This is a genomic window from Halomonas sp. 11-S5, from assembly GCF_029889825.1.
In the GTDB taxonomy this organism is placed as follows: domain Bacteria; phylum Pseudomonadota; class Gammaproteobacteria; order Pseudomonadales; family Halomonadaceae; genus Halomonas.
The window spans coordinates 26,052-47,867 of sequence record NZ_JARANW010000007.1 but is presented as its reverse complement, the minus strand read 5'-3'; the positions used below and the strand labels follow the sequence as shown (position 1 = coordinate 47,867).

Sequence of the window (21,816 nt, the reverse complement as noted above, 5' to 3'; positions counted from 1 at the left end):
TATGTCGCGAGCGACGAGAGGCTGGCCGCCGCCGGAGCGCAGTAACCGGAGTTGACTGGCTGCTCAATGAGGATTGCGACGGCCCGACGCCTCGGCACCGCCGACGGCCAGGATATCGAGCGCAGCAATAAAGCAGTGTTTCCCTAGCCCTTGACGGACCCCGCGGTGAGCCCGCGCACGAAATACTTGCCGGCCAGCACGTAGACCACCAGGGTCGGCAGCGCCGCGATCATGGCGGCGGCCATGTCGACGTTGTACTCGCGCACCCCCGTCGAGGTGTTGACCAGGTTGTTCAGGGCCACCGTCACCGGCTGGGTGTCGTGTGCCGAGAAGGCCACCCCGAACAGGAAGTCGTTCCAGATCTGGGTGAACTGCCAGATCACCGAGACCACGATGATCGGCGCCGAGACCGGCAGCAGGATGCGCCAGAAGATGCGGAAGAAGCCCGCCCCATCCAGCTTGGCCGCCGACACCAGCTCGGTGGGGATCGCCACGTAGAAGTTGCGGAAGAACAGGGTGGTGAAGGCGATGCCGAAGATCACGTGGACCAGGATCAGCCCCGCCCGGGAGCTGGAGAGCCCCAGCCAGCCCAGGGTCTGGGCCATGGGCAGTAGCACCACCTGGAAGGGGATGAAGCAGCCGAACAGCATCAGCGCGAAGAGCAGCTCCGAGCCCTTGAAGCGCCACTTGGTCAGCGCATAGCCGTTGAGCGCCCCGACCACTGTGGAAATCGCCACCGCGGGGATGACGATGGCGAAGGAGTTCCAGAAGTAGCCGCCCACGCCCTCGCAGCGCATCCCGGTACAGGCCTCGCCCCAGGCCTTGACCCAGGGCGCCAGGGTCGGCGACTGGGGCAGTGCCAGCAGGCTACCGGCGCTGATCTCGTCCAGGGGCTTCACCGAGGTGATCAGCATCACCGCCAGCGGCAGCAGGTAGAAGAGCGCGGCCAGCAGCAGCGCGGCGTAGAGCGCCAGACGCGCCAGGCGTGCCCCGGGGGTCCGGCGTCGAATCACGTTATCCATGCTTGCGGCTCCTCAGCTCCGAGTAGAGGTAGGGAATCAGGATCGCCAGCACGCCGCCCAGCATCAGCATGGCACTGGCCGAGCCGAGGCCGACCTGCGCCCGGGTGAAGGCGTGGGTGTACATGAAGGTGGCCGGCAGGTCGGTGGCATAGCCCGGGCCGCCGCCGGTCAGGGCCACCACCAGGTCGAAGCTCTTGATGGCGATGTGGGCGAGGATCATCACCGCGCTGAACACCACCGGCCGCAGGCAGGGGATCACCACCCGCCAGTAGATGCGCGGCAGGCTGCCGCCGTCGAGCTGGGCGGCCTTGATGATGCTGTCGTCGATGCCGCGCAGTCCGGCCAGGAACAGCGCCATCACGAACCCCGAGGCCTGCCACACGGCAGCGATCACCAGGGTGTAGACCGCCATGTCGGGGTCGACCAGCCAGTCGAAGGTGAACGACTCGAAGCCCCAGCCACGCACCATGGCCTGGAGGCCGAGCCCGGGGTTGAGTAGCCACTTCCACACCACCCCGGTGACGATGAACGACAGCGCCATGGGGTAGAGGTAGACCGTGCGCAGGGCACCTTCGCGGCGGATGCGCTGGTCGAGCAGGATGGCCAGGAAGGCGCCGAGCACCAGGCAGATCCCCACGAAGAGGCCGCCGAAGATCACCAGGTTGGTGGAGGCGACCCACCAGCGCTCGTTGGCCATCAGCCGGCCGTACTGGGCGAAGCCGATGAAGTCGTAGCTCGGCAGCATGCGCGAGCTGGTCAGCGAAAGCACGAAGGTCCACAGCATGAAGCCGTAGACGAAGAACAGCGAGACGGCGACGGAGGGCGCCAGCACCAGTCGCGGCAGCCAGGCCTGTAGGTGTCCGGACGACGAGCGTCGGCCCAGCGCACGTCCGGCGTGGGAGAGAGAAGTCGAGCGTGTCATGGGAGGAGTCCTCGTGAATGAACACGGGCGCCGCCGTAACGGCGCCCCCGGCCAGCGCTAGCTAGAGTGCAGCCTGGGCCGTGTTGACCATGCGCCGGGCGGCCTCCTCGGCCTCCATGTCAGTGTCGTTGAAGTAGTTGGTCACGACATCGAAGATGGCGCCCTGGACGGCGGCACGAACCGCCATGCCGTGCGCCATGCTGGGCACCAGGCCGCCCTCCTCGGCGGTGCGCTGGAAGTCGGCCAGCGACTGCTGCGCGCAGCGGTCGAACTCGCTCATGTCCAGGTCGGGGCGGGCGGGAATCGAGCCCTTGGCGAGGTTGAAGGCCTCCTGGAAGGTGGGCTCCAGCACCAGCCGCGCCAGGTCCTGCTGGGCCTCGCGGTCGGCCTCGTCGCTGACCCGGAACATCGCCAGGCTGTCGATGTTGAAGGTGAAGGCCGAGGCCGTACCCGGCGCCGGGGCACACAGGTAGTCCTCGCCGGCGGTGAGGCCCGCGGCGGTGAACTCGCCCTTGGCCCAGTCGCCCATCAGCTGCATGGCGGCATCGCCTTCGATGACCATGGAGGTGGCGATGTTCCAGTCGCGCCCCGACATGTCGTCATCCATCAGCTCGCGCAGGCGCTTGAAGGTCGCGAGCGCCTCGACCATCTGCTCGCCGCCCAGGGCCTCGGGATCCAGCTCCACCAGGGCACGACGATAGAAGGCGCTGCCCCCCTCCGCCAGCACGATATCCTCGAAGAGGGTGGCGTCCTGCCAGGCCTGGCCGCCGTGGGCCAGCGGGATATAGCCCGCCGCGCGCAGCGGTTCCGCCGCGGCGAACAGCTCATCGAGGCTGGTAGGCATCTCGACACCCGCATCCTCGAGTACCTCGGGATTGGCCCACAGCCAGTTGACGCGATGGACATTGACCGGCACCGCCACGTAGTGGCCGTCATGGCGCATCACCTCGGCCACCGTCTCGGGCAGCAGTGCCTGCCAGTCCTGGGATTCGGCCACGGCGTCGAGATTGCCCAGCAGGCCGAGCTCGCCCCACTCCTGGATCTCGGGCCCCTTGATCTGGGCCGCGGAGGGCGGATTGCCGGACATGGCGCGGGACTTGAGCACCGTCATGGCGGTCTCGCCACCGCCGCCGGCCACCGCGAAGTCTTCCCAGTTGTGCCCCTCGGCCTCCATCAGCTCCTTGAGCACATTGGCCGCCCGGGCCTCGCCGCCGGAGGTCCACCAGTGCAGGACCTCGACATCGCCGGCCTGGGCAGCGGTCAGGGTCAGGGAGGCTGCCAGGCCGGTGGCCAGGGCGAGCGCGGTCTTGCGGGGTGAGTGACAGCGTGTTGAAACGTGCATGGCGTGGAGTCCTCGTATTGTCTTGTTATGGCCTCCCGGATCACCGGGATGCTGACACGCTACGCCAGTCGGCCGGCGAAGGGGCGTTACCGAGTCCTGCAAAGTGTTGGGACATTATTGCAGGTCGGTAACATTGGCCTGGCGGGGCAAGGTCAGGGTGACGACCAGCCCCCCCTCGGGGTGGTTGGCAAGCCCGATCTCCCCGCCATGGGCCCGCACGATGTGTCGCGCGATCCCCAGCCCCAGGCCGCTGCCGCCGGTATGCCGGCTGCGCGAAGGCTCGAGCCGCACGAAGGGAGAGAAGACCCGTTCGCGCTGGGCCTCGGCGATGCCGGGGCCCCGGTCGTGGATGGTGATGATCAGCCGGTCCGGGGCATCCTCGAGCCGCACCTCGGCGCGTCGCCCGTAGAACAGCGCATTCTCCAGCAGGTTGGCCAGGCAGCGCTTGAGGGCCAGCGGCTTGGCGGCGATGGGCGACGCGCTGCCTTCGATGACCACCTCGCCACCATGCAGGCGCAGCTCGGCCGCCAGGCCCTCCAGCAGGGCGGCGGGGGCGACCTCGACGATCCTTTCATGCAGGTCCAGCCCCTTCACCGAGGCCAACGCGCCCCGCACCAGGGCATCCAGCTCGTCGAGGGAGGCACAGAACCGCTCACGCTGCAGCGGGTCATCGAGCATTTCGGCGCGCAAGCGCAGCCGGGTGATCGGCGTCTTGAGGTCGTGGGAGATGGCCGAGAACAGCCGCTCGCGCTCCTCGACCTGCTCACGGATGCGCCCCTGCATGCGGTTGAAGGCCACGGCCGTCGCCACCACCTCACGCGGCCCGGTCTCGCGCAGCGGCGAGGCATCGAGATCATCACCCAGCTGGCGGGCGGCCCGCGAGAGCCGCGACAACGGCCGCGTCATGCTGCGGATCCCCAGCAGCGAGAGCCCCAGCACCGTCAGCAGCACCATCAGCCCGGCCAGCAGGCGCTCCCCCGACAGCCAGGCACGCGGCTCGAACAGCTCGGCGATGGGCAGCAGGGTGGCCACATAGAGCCAGGTCCCAGGTTCGAGCTGAAGCTGGACGACCAGGATCGGCGGCGATAGAGGCTCCATCAGCAGGCTGTGCTGCCCCCAGCGCGGGGGCAGGTCAGTCAACAGCACCTCGTTGTTGAAGACACGCAGGGTCTCGGGCCGCGAGAACTCCACCAGCACCTCGTCGATGTTGAGCTCATTGGTGAGAATGCGCTGGAAGTTGTCGACCACCAGGGTCTTCTCCGGCCCCTCGCCGATGTCCGCCACGCCGATGCGATGCTCGTTGACGCTGACGAAGAAACGGGTGCCGCCCATGTTGCGCAGCTGGTCGAGCACGATATGGCGGTACTCCCTCGGCAACGAGCGGAAGAACTGCATCGTGGAGGCCACGCTGTAGGCGACATTGCTCGACAGCTCATCGAGCTGGGCCATCCGGCTGGAGCGCACCTGGGAGGTCCAGATCGCATAGCTGGCCAGCTGGGCGGCCAGCACCCCCATTACCATGATCAGCACGAAGCGCCCCCGCAGCGTACCCGGCAGGCCACGGGAGAGCCGCCGGCGCAGCCGCCGCCAGCGGCTCTGCGTGGTCACGGCAGGGCCTCGACCCGGGCGGTGAGCACATAGCCCGCGCCGCGCACCGTGCGGATCAGCTGGGAGTGCTGGGCATCCTCGCCGAGGCGCTGGCGCAGGCGACACACATGCACATCGATGGAACGGTCCAGGGGAGGCGACGGACGCCCGCGGGTCAGCACGTAGAGGTCCTCCCGCGACAGCACCCGTTCGGGATGCGCGAGGAACACCTGCAACAGTTGGAAGTCCGCACCGGAGAGCGGGATCTGCTGGCCGTGGGTATCGATCAGCGCGCGGGTCAGGCGATCCAGCCGCCAGTCGCCGAACGCCACCACGCGGGCCTCGGCCGGGGCGGGCGGCCCCTGGCCGGCCCGGGCGCGACGCAGTACCGCCTTGATCCTCGCCAGCAGCTCGCGAGGGTTGAAGGGCTTGCCCAGGTAGTCGTCGGCACCCAGTTCGAGGCCCAGGATGCGGTCCGTCTCGTCGGCGCTGGCGGTCAGCATGATGATCGGCACGTCGCTGTCGCGACGCAGCTCCCGACAGAGGGTGAAGCCGTCGTCACCGGGCAGCATCAGGTCCACCACCAGCAGGTCCGGCGTCTCGTCAACCAGCAGCGCGCGCAGCGCCGGGGCGTCCTGGGCGGTCAGCGCGCGATAGCCGTGGCGCCCCAGGTAATCGGCCAGCAGCTCGCGGATCTCGGGGTCGTCGTCGACCACGATCAGGGTCACGGGCGTCGTGGTCATCCCCGGCCCCCGAAGCGCTCGAGCAGCCGCGCGGCCACGGCCTGGTCATCGTGATGGCCGATGCACTCGGCCCCGGGAACCCGGCCAGCCAGCTCGGGATGGGCGTTGGCCATGATATGGGCCTCGCCGGCCAGGGCGAGCATCTCGGTATCGTTGAGGTTGTCGCCGAAGGCCAGGCACGCCTCGGAGCCGAGTCCCAGGCGCTCGAGCAGCGCGGCGAGGGCGGTGCCCTTGTTCACGCCCTCGGCCATGATCTCCAGCGACGTGGCCATCGACCAGGTCAGGTGCAGCCGCTCGCCATGGCGGGCGCGGATCGTCGCCGCAAGCCGCCTGACCTCGCCCGGGTCGCCGATATACAGCACCTTGCCGACCCCCTCGCCGTCGAGCTCAGCGGGGTCGGCGACCCGGTAGCCGAAGCCGGTATGGGCATGCAGCGCCAGCAAGCCAGGCGCCTCGGCATCGATCAGCCACTCGTGCTCGTGGTAGAGGTTGAGGCGCACCTCGGGGGGGCGCGGCAAGGCAATCAGCGCCCGGGCCAGCGAGGCCTCCAGGTGGCGGGCACTGACTAGGCGATCCTCGCTGTCGTGGAGATAGGCGCCGTTGGTGCTGATCACATGCACCGGCACGCCCAGGCGCTCGCGGAAGCGCTGCATGTCCCGGAAGTGGCGGCCCGAGGCAAACGCCAGGTGGTGGCCCTGCCCGGCCAGGGCCCGCAGGGTGTCGACGGTCGTCGGGTGCAGGTCATGGTCGGCCCCGAGCAGGGTGCCGTCGAGGTCGGAGACGATCAGTCGTGGGGTCATGGAGCCTTCCGCATGTCGTGAAGCCTTCAAGGCTACCGAAGGCGCCCCCGCCTGTCTTCTCTGCCCGGTGCCGAGCGTACCTGCCCCGGGGTGCGTGCGGCGGGCGCCACCACCGCGCATCTGGCCGGGGCGCCATCGCAAGCGACTGATTCCGTTTGGTGCCCCGGTACGCCGTTTGGCGCTGGGGTCGCGAATCCGTATAGTAATCCCCCTACTCGCCAACCGATCGTGACCATGCTGCAGAACAACTCGGCTCTTGCCCAGCTCAAGCAAAAGATCCGCTCCAACACCCCTCGCGTCGAGGGCGTGATCAAGGCCTCCGACAGGGGCTTCGGTTTCCTCGAGACCGACGACGGCAACTCCTACTTCGTGCCGCCCCCCGCCATGAAGCTGGTGCTGCATGGCGACCGCGTCGGGGCCATCCTCCACGAGGAGGGTGACAAGACCTCGGTCGAGCCCGACACCCTGATCGAGACCGGCATGCAACGCTTCATCGCCCGGGTGCAGAAGCGCGACGGGCGCCTGGCGGTGATTCCCGATCACCCCTCGATGAAGACCGCCCTCAAGGCCCGCATCAAGCGCAGCCTCGATGAGGCGAGCATCGCCGACGGCGATTGGGTGGTGGCCCGCCTGGTGCGCCACCCCCTCAAGCCCGACGACCGCGCCTTCTTCACCCAGATCGACGAGCTGGTGGCCAAGACCGACGACCCGGCCGTGCCGTGGCGCGTGACCCTGGCCCGCCATGCCCTGGAGCAGGAGTGCCCGGACGCCGGCGATGACTGGCCGCTGCGCGACGAGGGCCTGGCGCGCGAGGACCTGACCGCCGAGCCCTTCTTCACCATCGACGGCGAGAAGACCCGCGACATGGATGATGCCCTGCGCATCCGCTCCCGCGAGGATGGCGGCTGGTCGCTGACGGTGGCCATCGCCGACCCCACCGCCTACGTGGAGGAAGGGCATGCCGCCGACCTGGAGGCTCGCATCCGGGCCTTCACCGTCTACCTGCCGGGCCAGAACGTCACCATGCTGCCCGAGCAGCTGGCCGATGACCTCTGCTCGCTGTGGGAGGACAAGGATCGCCCGGTGCTGGCCTGCACCCTGGAGATCGGCGCCGACGGCAGCCTCGGCGACTATCGCTTCTTCGCCGCCACCGCGCGCTCCCATGCCAAGCTCGCCTACGACTGGATCTCCGACTGGCTCGAGGGCCAGGGCGACTGGGCGCCGGTTGATGCGATCGGCGAACAGCTCAAGGCCCTGGCGGCCATGACCGAGGCGCGCAGTGCCTGGCGGGCGGCCCACGCCCTGGTGTTCAAGGACCGCCCCGACTTCGTCTTCGACCTGGACGAGGCCGGCAACGTGCTGGACATCCGCACCGAGCATCGGCGCATCGCCAACCGCATGATCGAGGAGTCGATGATCGCCGCCAACGCCTGCTGCGCGCACCTGCTCGCCGAGCATGTCGGCCACGGCATCTTCAACGTCCACCGCGCCTTCGAGCCGGAGAAGGCCGAGGCCGCCCAGGAGTTCCTGGCCAGCCAGGACATCCAGGTGGAGCGCGAGCAGCTCACCGAGCTGCCCCGCTACACCGAGCTCAAGCGCGAGCTCGAGGGCCGCGACGACGCCTGGCTGGATGCCCGCCTGCGCCGTTTCCAGGGCTTCACCAGCATGTCCGCTCAGCCCGGCCCGCACTTCGGCCTGGGGCTGGCCGCCTATGCCACCTGGACCTCGCCGATCCGCAAGTACGGCGACATGGTCAACCATCGCCTGATCAAGCGGGTCCTCAAGGGCGAGCAGGCCCCGGCCGAAGCCAGCCAGCAGCTCACCGAGCAGCTCACCGAGCGTCGCCGGCTGAACCGCATGGCCGAGCGCGACGTCAAGGACTGGCTCTACGTGCGCTACCTGACCCCCGCCGCCGAGGCCCAGCAGACCTTCGAGGCCGAAGTCATCGCCGTCAACCGCGGCGGCATGCGAGTACGCCTGACCGCCAACGGGGCCACCGCCTTCATCCCGGCCCCGCTGATGCATAGCGATCGCAACAAGGTGGCGATCGACGACAAGGAGGGGCGTATCCAGATCGAGGACGAAGAGCGCTTCAAGCTCGGCGACGTCATCCGCGTGATGCTGACCGAGGCCCGCGAGGAGACCCGCTCGCTGGTGGGTCGCCCCGCGGACTGACCGCTCGGCAACGACAGGCAGCACTGGACGGCGACCCTCGGGTCGCCGTCTCGCGTTGCGGCTGTCGCACAACTGTCGCATGGCCCCCCTAGGCTGGCAGGGCATATCCACGCCAGGAGGGCTCCTTGCATATCGTCGACGTCACCATGTTCCACGCGCCTGCCAGCGGCGGGGTACGGACCTACCTCGAGGCCAAGCATCGCGTGCTGGCCGCCCGGCCGGGCCTGCGCACCAGCCTGCTGGTGCCGGGCGCCGAGCGCGGCTCGCTCGGCGGGGTGCATACCCTCCCCGCCCCGCAGATTCCCCTTGGCCAGGGCTACCGCTTCCCGCTGCGCCGCCGCCCCTGGCGCGATGCCCTGATGACGATGGCCCCCGACCTGATCGAGGCCGGCGACCCCTATGTCACCGCCTGGGCCGCCGTGGACGCCGGCCAGGCCCTGGGGGTGCCCACGGTAGGCTTCTTCCACTCCGACCTGCCGAGGCTGATGGGCGATCGTTTCGGGGCCGGTGTCCGCCAGCGCCTGCAGCGCTACGTGGGCGACCTCTATGGCCACTTCGACAGCGTGCTGGCGCCCTGCACCGCCATGGCCGAGCGACTGGCCGACTGGGGCGTGGAACAGGTGCGAGTGCAGCCGCTGGGCGTCGACCTCGAGGCCTTCCACCCGCGGCACCGTGACCCGGGCCTGCGCCTGAAGCTCGGGCTGGGCGACCACCAGCGGCTGCTGGTCTTCGCCGGTCGTCGCTCGCCGGAGAAGCACATCGAGGTGCTGCTCGACGTGATGCAACGGCTGGGTGCCGATTACCACCTGCTGCTGATGGGGCCGGGGATGCCCAGTCGCGTCCCCGACAACGTCAGCGTCGTGTCCCGCTACTGCCCACCCAGCGAAGTCGCCACCGCCCTGGCCAGCGCCGATGCCATGCTGCATGCCGGCACCCGCGAGACCTTCGGCCTGGTGGCCCAGGAGGCCATGGCCTGCGGGCTACCGGTGGTAGCCGCGAGGGCTGGCGCCCTGAAGGAGTATGTGCCGCTGGGTGCCGGGGTCCTCTGCCGCCCACGTGATCCCGACGACATGGCCCGCGCCGTGCACGAACTCTTCCTCAATGACCCTGTCGCCATGGGCCGGCATGCCCGCCGACACGTCGAGCGCCACTTCGACTGGGAGCGGGTCATCGATGACCTGCTGGGACACTATCGGCAACTGCATCACGGCAGCGAGCGCCATGCCCTCCACCGAAACGGCTGATTCTCGCCGCTCCTTGCCGCGCTGGCGGCCACTGCATGGCCTGCTGATCGTATTGGCACTGATGGCGCCGCTCCTGGTTACCTCCGGGCTGGGTGGGCCCGGCACCCTGGAAGCAGTCGAGCGCTTCCCGCTGGGCGTACTCGCCCTGATGCTGCTGATGGCATTCGCCTGCTGGAACCTCAACGCCGCCCGGCTGCGCTTGATGCTGGCTGGCCGAGCCGGCCGGCTTGGGCAGCGTGGTGCGCTGGGCATCGAACTGGCGTCCAAGTTCGCACTGTGTGCCACGCCCGGGGGCAGCGGAGGCCCGGCCACCCTGCTGGTCCTGCTGGCCCAGCGCGGCCTACCGGCCTCCAAGGGGGCCGCCGTCTTCCTGCTCGACCAAGGCTGCGACCTGCTGTTCTTCCTCGGCATGCTGTCGGGGCTGGTGGCCTACTCCCTGCTGGGCGACACCCAGTGGCCCCATCAAACACTGATCCAGATAGCCCTGGCCGCATTGGCCCTGGTGGCCGTGGGCGTGGCGCTGGCGATGGGCTACTTGCCAGGACTACTACGCTATACCGCAGCACCGGGTGCACGCTGGCTGAGCAGCTCTCGGCGCCGCTGGCTGGTCCGCCGCCTACTGACATGTCGGCAGGCACTGCGGGCCACATTGCGACTCCCCGTCACGACGCTGCTGGCGATGCTGGTGCTCACCACGGCACATTGGCTGCTGCGTTACAGCCTGCTCTACCTGGCGGTGCTGGGCGCCGGAGGGCATGCCGACTGGTTATGGACCTTCCTGACCCAGATGCTGGCCATGGCCGCGAGCCAGTTCAGCTTTCTGCCCGGTGGCGCCGGGGCCGCCGAGCTAGGGGTCGGCGGGCTGCTGCTGCCGCTGATGGCGCGCGAACAGGCCGCCGCCGCGGTACTGGTCTGGCGCCTGGTCTCCTACCACCTTTATCTGGCTGCAGGGGCCCCGGCGTTTCTGTTCTGGGCCTATCGGCTGACGCGACGCACCTCGTCCGGACGAGCATGAGGGTCGTCTCAGTTGTTGATGGTCGGCTGAGCCGAGCTGTTGGCCAGCCACATACGCGAAAGGGCACCCGAAGGTGCCCTCTCGCATTGCCGCCTGCTGCCGGTGAACGGCTTACCAGCCGGTCGCTCCCTTCAGCGCGTCGCCAATCTCGGCCAGCGAGCGCACGGTCTTCACGCCTGCGGCTTCCAGGGCGGCGAACTTCTCGTCCGCGGTGCCCTTGCCACCGGCGATAATGGCGCCGGCGTGGCCCATCCGCTTGCCGGGAGGCGCGGTGACGCCGGCGATGTAGGAGACCACCGGCTTGGAGACGTTGGCCTTGATGTAGGCCGCCGCCTCTTCCTCGGCGGTGCCGCCGATCTCGCCGATCATCACGATCGCCTCGGTTGCCGGATCCTTCTCGAACTGCTCGAGGATGTCGATGAAGTTGGAGCCCGGGATCGGGTCGCCGCCGATGCCCACGCAGGTGGACTGGCCGAAGCCGTGGTCGGTGGTCTGCTTGACGGCTTCATAGGTCAGGGTGCCGGAACGCGACACGATGCCGACCTTGCCCGGCTGGTGGATGTGCCCCGGCATGATGCCGATCTTGCACTCGCCCGGGGTGATCACGCCGGGGCAGTTGGGGCCGATCAGGCGCACGCCCAGCTCGTCGCACTTCACCTTGACGCCGAGCATATCCAGGGTCGGGATGCCCTCGGTGATGCAGACGATCAGCTTGATGCCGGCATTGGCGGCCTCGAGGATGGAGTCCTTGCAGAACGGGGCCGGCACGTAGATCACGCTGGCCTCGGCACCGGTGGCAGCCACGGCTTCCTTGACGGTGTTGAACACCGGCAGGCCCAGGTGCTCCTGGCCACCCTTGCCCGGGGTCACGCCGCCGACCATCTGGGTGCCGTAGGCGATCGCCTGCTCGGAATGGAAGGTCCCCTGTCCGCCGGTGAAGCCCTGGCAGATGACCTTGGTGTTCTTGTCGATCAGGATGCTCATTACTTGCCCTCCGCTGCCTTGACGACCTGCTGAGCCGCATCGGTCAGGCTGGTAGCAGCGATGATGTTCAGACCGCTGGAAGCCAGTTTCTCGGCACCCAGCTCGGCGTTGTTACCTTCCAGACGCACCACCACCGGCACGTTGACACCGACCTGCTCGACGGCACCGATGATGCCCTCGGCGATCATGTCGCAACGCACGATGCCGCCGAAGATGTTGACCAGCACGGCCTTCACGGAATCGTCGGAGAGGATAAGCTTGAAGGCCTCGGCCACGCGCTCCTTGGTGGCACCGCCGCCCACGTCGAGGAAGTTGGCCGGCTGGCCGCCGTTGAGCTTGATGATGTCCATGGTGCCCATGGCCAGGCCGGCGCCGTTGACCATGCAGCCGATGTTGCCTTCCAGGGCCACGTAGTTCAGTTCCCAGGCGGCCGCTTCGGCTTCGCGCTCGTCTTCCTGAGACGGATCGCGCATCGCCTGCAGGTCCGGGTGGCGATAGAGGGCGTTGCCATCCAGGCCGATCTTGGCGTCGAGGCAGTGGAGGTTACCCTCGTCGGTGACCACCAGCGGGTTGATCTCGAGCAGTGCCAGGTCCTTGTCGTGGAACAGCTTGGACAGGCCCAGGAAGATCTTGGTGAACTGCTTGACCTGGTTGCCGGTGAGGCCCAGGGCGAAGGCCAGTTCACGCGCCTGGTACGGCTGCGCGCCGACCAGCGGGTCGATCTCGGCCTTGAGAATCTTCTCGGGCGTCTCTTCCGCGACCTTCTCGATCTCCACGCCGCCTTCGGTGGAGGCCATGAAGACCACGCGACGGGTGCCACGATCGACCACCGCGCCCAGGTAGAGCTCGTTGGCGATGTCGGTGCAGGTCTCGACCAGGATCTTGGCGACCGGCTGACCATGCTCGTCGGTCTGGAAGGTCACCAGGTTCTTGCCCAGCCAGGACTCGGCAAAGGCCTGGGCCTCCTCCGGACTCTTGATCAGCTTGACGCCACCGGCCTTGCCGCGGCCACCGGCGTGGACCTGGGCCTTGACCACCCACTTGTCGCCACCGATCTTCTTGCAGGCCTCCGCAGCCTCCTCGGGGGTGTCGACGGCGAAGCCTTTGGAGACCGGCAGGCCATAGTCAGCAAACAGCTGCTTGCTCTGATACTCGTGAAGGTTCATCGATTCATGCCATTGGTTGCATGTGACTCGAACGATGACGCGGCTCGCGGCCTCTGGGCAGCGGTCGCCGTGTCACCACCGTTCGCCTCCGATACTTGGCCGGAAGCGATGCGCCACCTGCCGGTGGCGCTTGTTGTCCTTACTTCTTCTTCTTGCGGTTGGCCATGTGGATGGCATGGCCCTCCACCGCCAGGGCGGCCTCGTGCACCGCCTCCGACATGGTCGGGTGGGCGTAGCAGGTCAACGCCAGGTCCTCGGCGCTGGCGCCGAACTCCAGGGCGATCACGCCCTGGGCGATCATCTCGCCGGCGTGCTGGCCGACGATATGCATGCCCAGCACGCGGTCGGTTTCGGCATCGGCGATGATCTTGGCCTGCCCCTCGGTGGCGTTGTTGGCCATCGCCCGGCCGCTGGCGGCGAACGGGAAGGCGCCCGTCTTGACCTCGATGCCCTTGGCCTTGGCCTCCTGCTCGGTGAGGCCCACCCAGGCCACTTCCGGAAAGGTGTAGATGACGTTGGGGATGGCGTCGTAGTTCATCTCGGCCTTGTGCCCGGCGATGATGTCGGCAACCATGATGCCTTCCTCGGAGGCCTTGTGGGCCAGCATCGGGCCGCGCACGCAGTCGCCGATGGCGTAGACGCTCGGCACGCTGGTGCGGCACTGGTCATCGACGTGGAGGAAGCCGCGCTCGTCGGTCTCGATGCCCACGCCGTCGGCGATCACGCCCTTGGTATAGGGCTTGCGGCCGACACAGACGATCAGCTTGTCGAAAGTCATCTCCTGCTCGCCTTCGGCGTCGGCGTACTTGACGACCACCTCCTCGCCCTTGACCTCGGAGCCGGTGACCCGCGCGCCCAGCTTGATGTCCAGGCCCTGCTTCTTGAGCAGCTTCTGGGTCTCCTTGGCGATGGCCCCATCGACCATCGGCAGGAAGTCATCCATGGCCTCGAGCACGGTGACTTCGCTGCCCAGGCGGTTCCACACGCTGCCGAGCTCCAGGCCGATGATGCCGGCGCCGATCACACCCAGGCGCTTGGGCGTCTCCTGGAATTCCAGGGCGCCGGTGGAATCGACCACCAGGCCTTCCTTCAGCGGGGTCGGCGGAATCTCCACCGGCACGGAGCCGGCCGCGACGACGATGTTGTCGGCGTCATAGGTGGTGGCCTTGCCATCCTGGTCGGTCACCTCGACCTGCTTGGAGGAGACCACCTTGCCAGTGCCCTCGATGGCCGTGACGCCGTTGGCCTTGAACAGACCGGAGATGCCGCCGGTCAGGTTCTTCACGATCTTGTCCTTGCGGGCCATCATCTTCTTGACGTCCATGTTGACGTCACCCGCCTCGATGCCCATGTCGGCGAAGTCGTGCTTGGCCTCGACGAACTTGTGGGAGGTCTCGAGCAGCGCCTTGGACGGGATGCAGCCCACGTTCAGGCAGGTGCCGCCGTGGACGACCTTGCCTTCCTTGCCGATCCACTTCTCGACACAGGCGACCTTCAGCCCCATCTGGGCGGCGCGGATGGCGGAGACGTAGCCGCCGGGGCCAGCACCGATCACGATCACATCAAACTTGTCAGCCATGTTGGCTCCTTCGTTGCTTGTCGCTGAAGAACGTAGTGGGTCCCGCGGCTCAGATGTCCAGCAGCAGGCGTGCCGGATCCTCGAGCAGCTCCTTGATGGTGACCAGGAACTGTACCGCATCCTTGCCGTCGATCATGCGGTGATCGTAGGACACGGCCAGGTACATCATCGGGCGGATCTCGACCTTGCCGTTTACCGCCATGGGACGCTCCTGGATCTTGTGCATGCCCAGGATCGCGGTCTGCGGCGGGTTGATGATCGGCGTGGACATCAGCGAGCCGAAGATGCCGCCGTTGGTGATGGTGAAGGTACCGCCCTGCATCTCGTCGATACCGAGCTTGCCGTCACGGGCCCGCTTGCCGAAGTCGACGATGCCCTTCTCGACGTCGGCGATCTTCATGCTGTCGGTGTCGCGCAGCACCGGAACCACCAGGCCACGCTCGGTGGAGACGGCGACGCCGATGTCCTGGTAGCCGTGGTAGACGATGTCGGTGCCGTCGATGGAGGCGTTGACGTCCGGGAAGCGCTTGAGGGCCTCACTGGCGGCCTTGACGAAGAAGCCCATGAAGCCGAGCTTGACGTCGTGGGACTTGAGGAAGGTGTCCTTGTACTGGGCCCGCAGGTCCATCACCGCGCCCATGTCCACCTCGTTGTAGGTGGTCAGCATGGCGGCGGTCTGCTGGGCCTGGACCAGGCGCTTGGCGATGGTCTGGCGCAGGCGGCTCATCGGCACGCGTTTCTCGGGGCGCTCGCCTTCCACTGCCGGAGCGGCCGCGGCGGCCGCAGCCTGGCCACCGCCGGCCGGCTTGGCCCCTTTCTTCGCGGCCCCTTTCTTCGCGGCGCCTGCCTTCACCGCCCGCTGCACGTCTTCCTTGAGGATGCGGCCGCCCTTGCCGGTGCCCTCGATGGCATTGACGTCGAGGTCATGCTCGGCGACCAGCTTGCGCGCCGCCGGGGCGAGGATCTTGTCGCCCACCTGCTCGTCGCTCGCGCCGTCGTCGGCGGAGGCCGCAGCCTTGCCTTCACCGGTCTCCGGGGCGGCATCACCGCCGGCGCCTTCGCTGAAGGTCGCCAGCACCTGCTCGGAGGTGACCTGGCTACCCTCCTCGGCCTTGATCTCGGTGAGCGCACCGTCGGCCGGGGCGACGACCTCGAGCACGACTTTGTCGGTCTCGATCTCGGCCAGCACCTCGTCGCGCTTGACCGCCTCACCGACCTGCTTGTTCCAGCTGGCCACGGTGCCTTCCTGGATCGACTCGGGGAAGGTCGGCGCCTTGACCTCGTGGGTCTTGCCGCCGGGGGCCGGCTTGGCCTCGGCGTCGTCCTTCTTCTCGGTCTTGACGTCGGCTTTGGCATCGGCCTTCTTGGCCTCAGGCTTGTCTCCGCCCTCGGCCTTGCCCTCGCCGATCCTGCCCAGCACCTGCTCGGACTCCACAGTGTCGCCCTCTTCCACCAGCGCCTCGCTGAGGGTACCGGCCTCAGGGGCCACGACCTCGAGCACTACCTTGTCGGTCTCGATCTCGACGATCAGCTCGTCACGCTCGACGCTGTCGCCGGGCTTCTTGTGCCAGGCCGCCACACTGCCCTCGGCGACGGATTCCGGAAAGGTGGGTGCCTTGATATCGGTAGCCATGTCGTATCCCTTGTCTGTTCTCTCTCGTCCCGGTGGGCGCCTCAGAGGTTGAAGGCGTCTTCCACCAGCTGGCGCTGCTGTTCGGTATGCACGGACATGTAGCCCGCCGCGGGTGCCGCGGATGCCGGGCGACCGGCGAACTTGAGCTTGCCGCCCAGGCCGTCACGCAGCATGTCGGCCACGGCCCGCATGTGGTGCTGGCTCGAATACCAGGCGCCCTGGTTGAGCGGCTCCTCCTGACACCACACCACGTCGGTCACATTGGTGTAGCCCTTGATGGCCTCCAGCAACTCCTCCTTGGGGAAGGGGTAGAGCTGCTCGATGCGCAGGATCGCCACATCGTCGCGGGCGTTCTCCTCGCGCCAGTTGGCCAGGTCGTAGTAGACCTTGCCGGCGCAGAGGATGATGCGCTCTACCTTCCCGGCCTCGAGGTTGCCCTGGTCGGGGAGCACCATCTGGAAGCTGCCATGGGCCAGCTCGTCGAGGGTCGAAGTCGCCGACTTGTGGCGCAGCAGGCTCTTGGGTGTCATCACCACCAGCGGCTTGCGCAGCGGGCGGATCACCTGGCGGCGCAGCAGGTGATAGATCTGCGCCGGGGTGGTCGGCACGCAGACCTGCATGTTGTGCTCGGCACACATCTGCAGGAAGCGCTCGAGACGCGCCGAGGAGTGCTCCGGGCCCTGCCCCTCGTAGCCGTGGGGCAGCAGCATGGTCAGGCCGCACAGCCGTTCCCACTTGGTCTCGCCGGAGGAGATGAACTGGTCGACCACCACTTGGGCGCCGTTGAAGAAGTCGCCGAACTGGGCTTCCCAGATCACCAGGTGATTGGGAGCGGTCGTCGCGTATCCGTACTCGAAAGCCAGCACCGCCTCTTCCGAGAGGAAGGAGTCGTGGATGGTGAAGCGCGGCTGGCCGTCGGCCATGTACTGCAGCGGCACATAGGCCTTGCCGTCCTTCTGGTTATGCACCACCGCATGGCGGTGGGAGAAGGTGCCGCGACCGACGTCCTGGCCGGTGAGGCGCACCGGGTGGCCATCGTCGAGCAGCGTGGCGTAGGCCAGGGTCTCGGCAAAGCCCCAATTGACCGCCAGGCCACCGGCCTGCATCTTGCGCCGGTCGTCGTAGATCTTGGCCACCTGGCGCTGCACCTCGACCCCGTCGGGGATCTCGCACATCTTGCCGGCGAGACGCTGCAGACGCTTCATGTCCACGGTGGTATCGGCATGGCCGGTCCACTCGTGGCCGAGATACGGCGTCCAGTCGACGAACAGCGACTTGTTGGGCTCCTGCACCAGGGCGTTGGCCACGTGGTTGCCGGCCATCAGGTCGTCGCGGTACTTCTCCATCATCGCCTTGGCGTCGTCGTCGCTGAGCAGCCCCTGGCTGACCAGCCGCTCGATGTAACGGGCCCGCGAGGACGGGTGATTCTTGATCTTGCTGTACATCATCGGCTGGGTGCCGGAGGGCTCGTCGGCCTCGTTGTGGCCGCGGCGGCGATAGCACACCAGATCAATGACCACGTCGTGATGGAACTGCTGGCGATAGTCCAGCGCCACCTGGGTGGCATGCAGCACGGCATCGGGGTCATCGCCGTTGACGTGGAAGATCGGCGCCTGGACCATCTTGGCGATGTCGGTGCAGTACTCGGTGGAGCGCGAGTCCAGGGGATGCGAGGTGGTGAAGCCCACCTGGTTGTTGATGACGATGTGCACCGTGCCGCCGGTCTTGAAGGCACGGGTCTGGGACATCTGGAAGGTCTCCATGACCACGCCCTGGCCGGCGAAGGCCGCGTCGCCATGGACGTTGATCGGCAGCACCTTGTTGCCGACCGGGTCGTCGCGACGGTCCTGCCGGGCGCGCACCGAGCCCTCGACCACCGGGGCAACGATCTCCAGGTGGGACGGATTGAACGACAGCGCCAGGTGCACCTCGCCGCCCGGCGTCATGACGTTGGAGCTGAAGCCCTGGTGGTACTTGACGTCACCCGAGCCGCGCTCGATGACCTTCTTGCCGTCGAACTCGTCGATCAGGTCCGAAGGGTTCTTGCCGAGAATGTTGACCAGCAGGTTGAGGCGGCCGCGGTGGGCCATGCCGATCACCACTTCCTTGGTGCCGTAGCCGCCGGCGCGCTGGATCAGCTCGTCCATCATCGGGATGAAGGCTTCGCCGCCCTCGAGGCCGAAGCGCTTGGTCCCCGGGAACTTGGAGGCCAGGTAGCTCTCCAGGCCCTCGGCGGCGGTCAGCCGCTCCAGCATGTGCTTGCGCACGTCCGGGCTGAACTTGGGTGCCGAGCGCACCGACTCGAAGCGCTGCTGCAGCCAACGCTTCTCCTCGGTGTCGACGATATGCATGATCTCGCAGCCGATGGAGCGGCAGTAGGTCAGCTCCAGGGCATTGACGATCTCCTTGAGCGGCGCCTTGTCCATGCCCAGGAAGAAGGAGCCGGTCTGGAACTCGGTATCCAGGTCGGCCTTCGAGAGCTGGTGGAAGGAGAGGTCGAGATCGGGAACAGGAGTGGGGCTGCGCAGGCCGAGCGGGTCGATGTCGGCTTTCTGGTGCCCACGGAAGCGATAGGCGTTGATCAGCTGGAGAACCTTGACCTGCTTCTTGTTCTCGCCACTGTCGGCAACGGCCTGGGTAGTACGCCGATGACGGCCCAGCTGGTAGAACTGCTCGCGGATCGGAGCAAGCGGGACATCGTGGCTGGCCCCGCCCTCGGGTCGCGGCAATTGGTCGAAGTACTGGCGCCATTCGTCGGGAACGGCGGAGGGATCATCGAGGTACTGTTCGTAGAGCGCTTCCACATAGTGGGCATTGCCACCACTCACGTGGGAGGAGCGCCACATCAACTCCATTATGCCTTGTTGCATCTCTTGGTCACCCTGCACTGATGGGGTGGTATCGGCGCCGACACGACTCGACCGCATCGACATCGGTGGTGCCCTACCGGAGGGAGGGCATCCTGAATTCCATGGTCAAGAGCCGGTGCCCAGGGCACCGGCTCCATGCATCACGCTCCGCACCGGGCTCGGCTGCGACTTCTCGCCGCAGCCCGAGAGCGGTGGACATGATAACAATCTGGACGCCACGATTTAAGTGGCATCGGCCAGCAGCATCTCACGGATCTTGCCGATCGCCCGCGTCGGGTTGAGCCCCTTGGGGCAGACCGCGACGCAGTTCATGATCCCACGGCAGCGGAACACGGAGAACGGGTCCTCGAGCTCTGCCAGGCGGTCATGGGTGGCGGTGTCACGGGAGTCGGCGAGGAACCGATAGGCCTGCAACAGGCCGGCCGGGCCAACGAACTTGTCCGGGTTCCACCAGAACGACGGGCAGGCGGTCGAGCAGCAGGCACACAGGATGCACTCGTAGAGGCCGTCGAGCTTGTCGCGCTCCTCCGGCGACTGCAGGCGCTCGATGGCCGGCGCCGGCTGGTCGTTCTGCAGGTACGGCTGGATGCGCTCGTACTGCTGGTAGAACAGCCCCATGTCGACCACCAGGTCACGGATGACCGGCAGGCCCGGCAGCGGACGCAGGGTCAGCTTGTTGCCCTTGACCACCTCGGAGAGCGGGGTGATGCAGGCCAGGCCGTTCTTGCCATTCATGTTCATGCCGTCGGAACCGCATACGCCCTCGCGGCAGCTGCGGCGAAAAGCCAGGCCATTGTCCTGCTCCTTGGTCAGGTGCAGGACGTCGAGCACCATCAGGTCGCGGCCCTGGGTGTCGACCTGAAACTCCTGCATGTAGGGTGCAGAGTCGGTTTCCGGGTTGTAGCGGTACAGGGATACCTGAAGCTTGGACATCGTGACTACCCCTTCAGTAGGTGCGGACTCAGTAGGTGCGGATTTTCGGCTCGAACATGTCGACGGTCTTGGGTGCGAAGTTCACATCGCGCTTGCCCAGTCGCTTCTCGGCCGGGAAGTAGAGCGAATGCTTCAGCCAGTTGACGTCGTCGCGGTCCGGGTAGTCGTAGCGGGAGTGGGCGCCGCGGCTCTCCTTGCGTTCCAGGGCCGCGATGGCGGTGGCCTCGGCCACTTCCATCAGGTTGTCCAGCTCCAGCGCCTCGACGCGCGCGGTGTTGAAGGTGGTGGACTTGTCCGGCAGGTAGGCGTTGGCGATGCGGCCGCGCAGCGCCTCAAGGCGCTTGACGCCCTCGACCATGTTCTTCTCCTCGCGGAACACGCCGAAGGAGGTCTGCATGATGTCCTGCAGCTCGCGCTTGAGCTCGGGGACGGTCTCGCCGCCCTCGGATGCGTTCCAGCGCGTGATGCGCTTCATGGCGGATTCGACATCGGACTCGGAGGCGTCGAGGTACTCGATGCCCTCGTTGAGGGCGCCCTCGATGAACATGCCGGCCGCACGGCCGAACACCACCAGGTCGAGCAGCGAGTTGCCGCCCAGACGGTTGGCGCCGTGGACCGACACACAGGCCGCCTCACCGCAGGCGAACAGGCCGCCCACGATCTGATCGTTGCCGTCGGCGTCCTGCATGATCGCCTGGCCGTGCACGTTGGTCGGGATCCCGCCCATCATGTAGTGGCAGGTGGGGACGACCGGGATCGGCTCCTTGGCCGGGTCCGCGTGGGCAAAGGTCTTGGAGAGCTCGACGATGCCGGGCAGGCGCTTGCCGAGGACGTCCTCGCCCAGGTGATCCAGCTTGAGGAAGACGTGGTCGCCCTTCTCGCCGCAGCCACGGCCCTCGAGGATCTCCATGACCATGGAGCGCGCAACCACGTCGCGACCGGCCAGGTCCTTGGCGTTCGGGGCGTAGCGCTCCATGAAGCGCTCGCCGTCCTTGTTGATCAGGTAGCCACCCTCGCCGCGGCAGCCCTCGGTCACCAGGGTGCCCGCACCGTAGATGCCGGTCGGATGGAACTGCCACATCTCCATGTCCTGCATCGGGAAGCCAGCGCGCAGCGCCATGCCGATGCCGTCACCGGTGTTGATCAGGGCATTGGTGGTGGAGGCGAAGATGCGCCCCGCCCCGCCGGTGGCCATGACGGTGGCCTTGGACTTCACGTGCACCACTTCGCCGCTCTCGATGTCCATGGCGATGCAGCCCACCACGTCGCCGTTGGCGTTCTTGACCAGGTCGACGGCGTACCACTCGTTGAGGAAGGTGGTGTTGTTCTTCAGGTTGTTCTGATAAAGCGTGTGCAGCAGGGCGTGGCCGGTACGATCGGCGGCGGCACAGGTCCGCGCCGCCTGGCCGCCCTTGCCGAAGTCCTTGGACTGGCCACCGAACGGGCGCTGGTAGATGCGGCCGTTGTCGAAGCGGGAGAACGGCAGGCCCATGTGCTCGAGCTCGAACACCGCCTTGGGGCCCTCGGAGCACATGTACTCGGAGGCGTCCTGGTCGGCGATGTAGTCACCGCCCTTGACGGTGTCGTACATGTGCCAGCGCCAGTCGTCGTCGGGATCCGCGGAGGCGATGGCACAGGTGATGCCGCCCTGGGCTGAGACGGTGTGCGAGCGGGTCGGGAAGACCTTGGAGAGTACCGCGGTCTTCTTGCCGGACTTGGCCAGCTCGAGGGCGGCGCGCAAGCCGGCGCCGCCCCCGCCGATGATGATGGCGTCGAAAGACAGGCTACGCATGGTGGACAT

The 21,816-nt window shown here is 67.3% G+C and carries 16 protein-coding genes; 3 read left to right on the top strand and 13 right to left on the bottom strand.

What is annotated here, in order from left to right; genetic code table 11:
* Positions 1 to 143: 143 nt before the first annotated feature.
* From OP497_RS07430 to OP497_RS07405, 6 genes are all read right to left on the bottom strand, one after another.
* Positions 144 to 1,022, bottom strand: a complete 879-nt coding sequence (locus OP497_RS07430) for a carbohydrate ABC transporter permease (protein ID WP_280547571.1) — start codon at positions 1,020 to 1,022, stop codon at positions 144 to 146.
* Positions 1,015 to 1,944: a sugar ABC transporter permease gene (locus tag OP497_RS07425; RefSeq protein WP_280547570.1), complete on the bottom strand. Its 930-nt coding sequence runs from the start codon at positions 1,942 to 1,944 to the stop codon at positions 1,015 to 1,017. Before OP497_RS07425 ends, OP497_RS07430 begins: the two co-directional genes overlap by 8 nt.
* Positions 1,945 to 2,005: 61 nt before the next feature.
* Entirely contained in the window at positions 2,006 to 3,286 is a 1,281-nt protein-coding gene (locus tag OP497_RS07420; RefSeq protein ID WP_280547569.1) for an ABC transporter substrate-binding protein, read from the bottom strand.
* A 114-nt stretch (positions 3,287 to 3,400) separates the two neighbouring features.
* A complete protein-coding gene (locus tag OP497_RS07415) occupies positions 3,401 to 4,807 on the bottom strand; it encodes an ATP-binding protein (RefSeq protein WP_280547663.1) in 1,407 nt (468 codons plus the stop codon).
* An 83-nt stretch (positions 4,808 to 4,890) separates the two neighbouring features.
* The gene (locus OP497_RS07410; protein WP_280547568.1) at positions 4,891 to 5,616 is read right to left on the bottom strand and encodes a response regulator; all 726 of its coding nucleotides are present in this window, start codon (positions 5,614 to 5,616) and stop codon (positions 4,891 to 4,893) included.
* The gene (locus OP497_RS07405) at positions 5,613 to 6,416 is read right to left on the bottom strand and encodes a Cof-type HAD-IIB family hydrolase (RefSeq protein WP_280547567.1); all 804 of its coding nucleotides are present in this window, start codon (positions 6,414 to 6,416) and stop codon (positions 5,613 to 5,615) included. Before OP497_RS07405 ends, OP497_RS07410 begins: the two co-directional genes overlap by 4 nt.
* A gap of 234 nt (positions 6,417 to 6,650) precedes the next feature.
* Between OP497_RS07405 and OP497_RS07400 the strand changes: the two genes are divergently transcribed.
* The 3 genes from OP497_RS07400 (at position 6,651) to OP497_RS07390 (ending at position 10,850) form a co-directional block, all read left to right on the top strand.
* Positions 6,651 to 8,591: an exoribonuclease II gene (locus OP497_RS07400; RefSeq protein ID WP_280547566.1), complete on the top strand. Its 1,941-nt coding sequence runs from the start codon at positions 6,651 to 6,653 to the stop codon at positions 8,589 to 8,591.
* Positions 8,592 to 8,716: 125 nt separating this feature from the next.
* Positions 8,717 to 9,835 (top strand): glycosyltransferase family 1 protein, encoded by a 1,119-nt coding sequence (locus OP497_RS07395; protein WP_280547565.1) that lies wholly within the window; start codon positions 8,717 to 8,719, stop codon positions 9,833 to 9,835.
* Positions 9,813 to 10,850 (top strand): lysylphosphatidylglycerol synthase transmembrane domain-containing protein, encoded by a 1,038-nt coding sequence (locus tag OP497_RS07390; RefSeq protein WP_280547564.1) that lies wholly within the window; start codon positions 9,813 to 9,815, stop codon positions 10,848 to 10,850. Before OP497_RS07395 ends, OP497_RS07390 begins: the two co-directional genes overlap by 23 nt.
* 111 nt (positions 10,851 to 10,961) lie before the next feature.
* Here the strand turns inward: OP497_RS07390 and sucD are convergent, their stop codons facing one another.
* The 7 genes from sucD to sdhA form a co-directional block, all read right to left on the bottom strand.
* Positions 10,962 to 11,834, bottom strand: coding sequence for a succinate--CoA ligase subunit alpha (sucD, locus tag OP497_RS07385; protein ID WP_280547562.1), 873 nt, complete (start codon positions 11,832 to 11,834; stop codon positions 10,962 to 10,964).
* Positions 11,834 to 13,000 (bottom strand): ADP-forming succinate--CoA ligase subunit beta, encoded by a 1,167-nt coding sequence (gene sucC, locus OP497_RS07380; RefSeq protein WP_280547560.1) that lies wholly within the window; start codon positions 12,998 to 13,000, stop codon positions 11,834 to 11,836. The genes sucD and sucC overlap by 1 nt, the downstream gene beginning before the upstream one ends.
* Before the next feature lie 139 nt (positions 13,001 to 13,139).
* On the bottom strand, positions 13,140 to 14,579 hold the full coding sequence (gene lpdA, locus OP497_RS07375) for a dihydrolipoyl dehydrogenase (RefSeq protein WP_280547558.1): 1,440 nt from the start codon (positions 14,577 to 14,579) through the stop codon (positions 13,140 to 13,142).
* A gap of 49 nt (positions 14,580 to 14,628) precedes the next feature.
* A complete protein-coding gene (gene odhB, locus OP497_RS07370) occupies positions 14,629 to 16,212 on the bottom strand; it encodes a 2-oxoglutarate dehydrogenase complex dihydrolipoyllysine-residue succinyltransferase (RefSeq protein WP_280547557.1) in 1,584 nt (527 codons plus the stop codon).
* 41 nt (positions 16,213 to 16,253) lie between these two features.
* On the bottom strand, positions 16,254 to 19,082 hold the full coding sequence (locus OP497_RS07365) for a 2-oxoglutarate dehydrogenase E1 component (RefSeq protein ID WP_280547556.1): 2,829 nt from the start codon (positions 19,080 to 19,082) through the stop codon (positions 16,254 to 16,256).
* Between the two features lie 222 nt (positions 19,083 to 19,304).
* The gene (locus OP497_RS07360) at positions 19,305 to 20,015 is read right to left on the bottom strand and encodes a succinate dehydrogenase iron-sulfur subunit (protein ID WP_280547555.1); all 711 of its coding nucleotides are present in this window, start codon (positions 20,013 to 20,015) and stop codon (positions 19,305 to 19,307) included.
* Between the two features lie 28 nt (positions 20,016 to 20,043).
* Positions 20,044 to 21,816 (bottom strand): succinate dehydrogenase flavoprotein subunit, encoded by a 1,773-nt coding sequence (gene sdhA, locus OP497_RS07355; RefSeq protein WP_280547554.1) that lies wholly within the window; start codon positions 21,814 to 21,816, stop codon positions 20,044 to 20,046.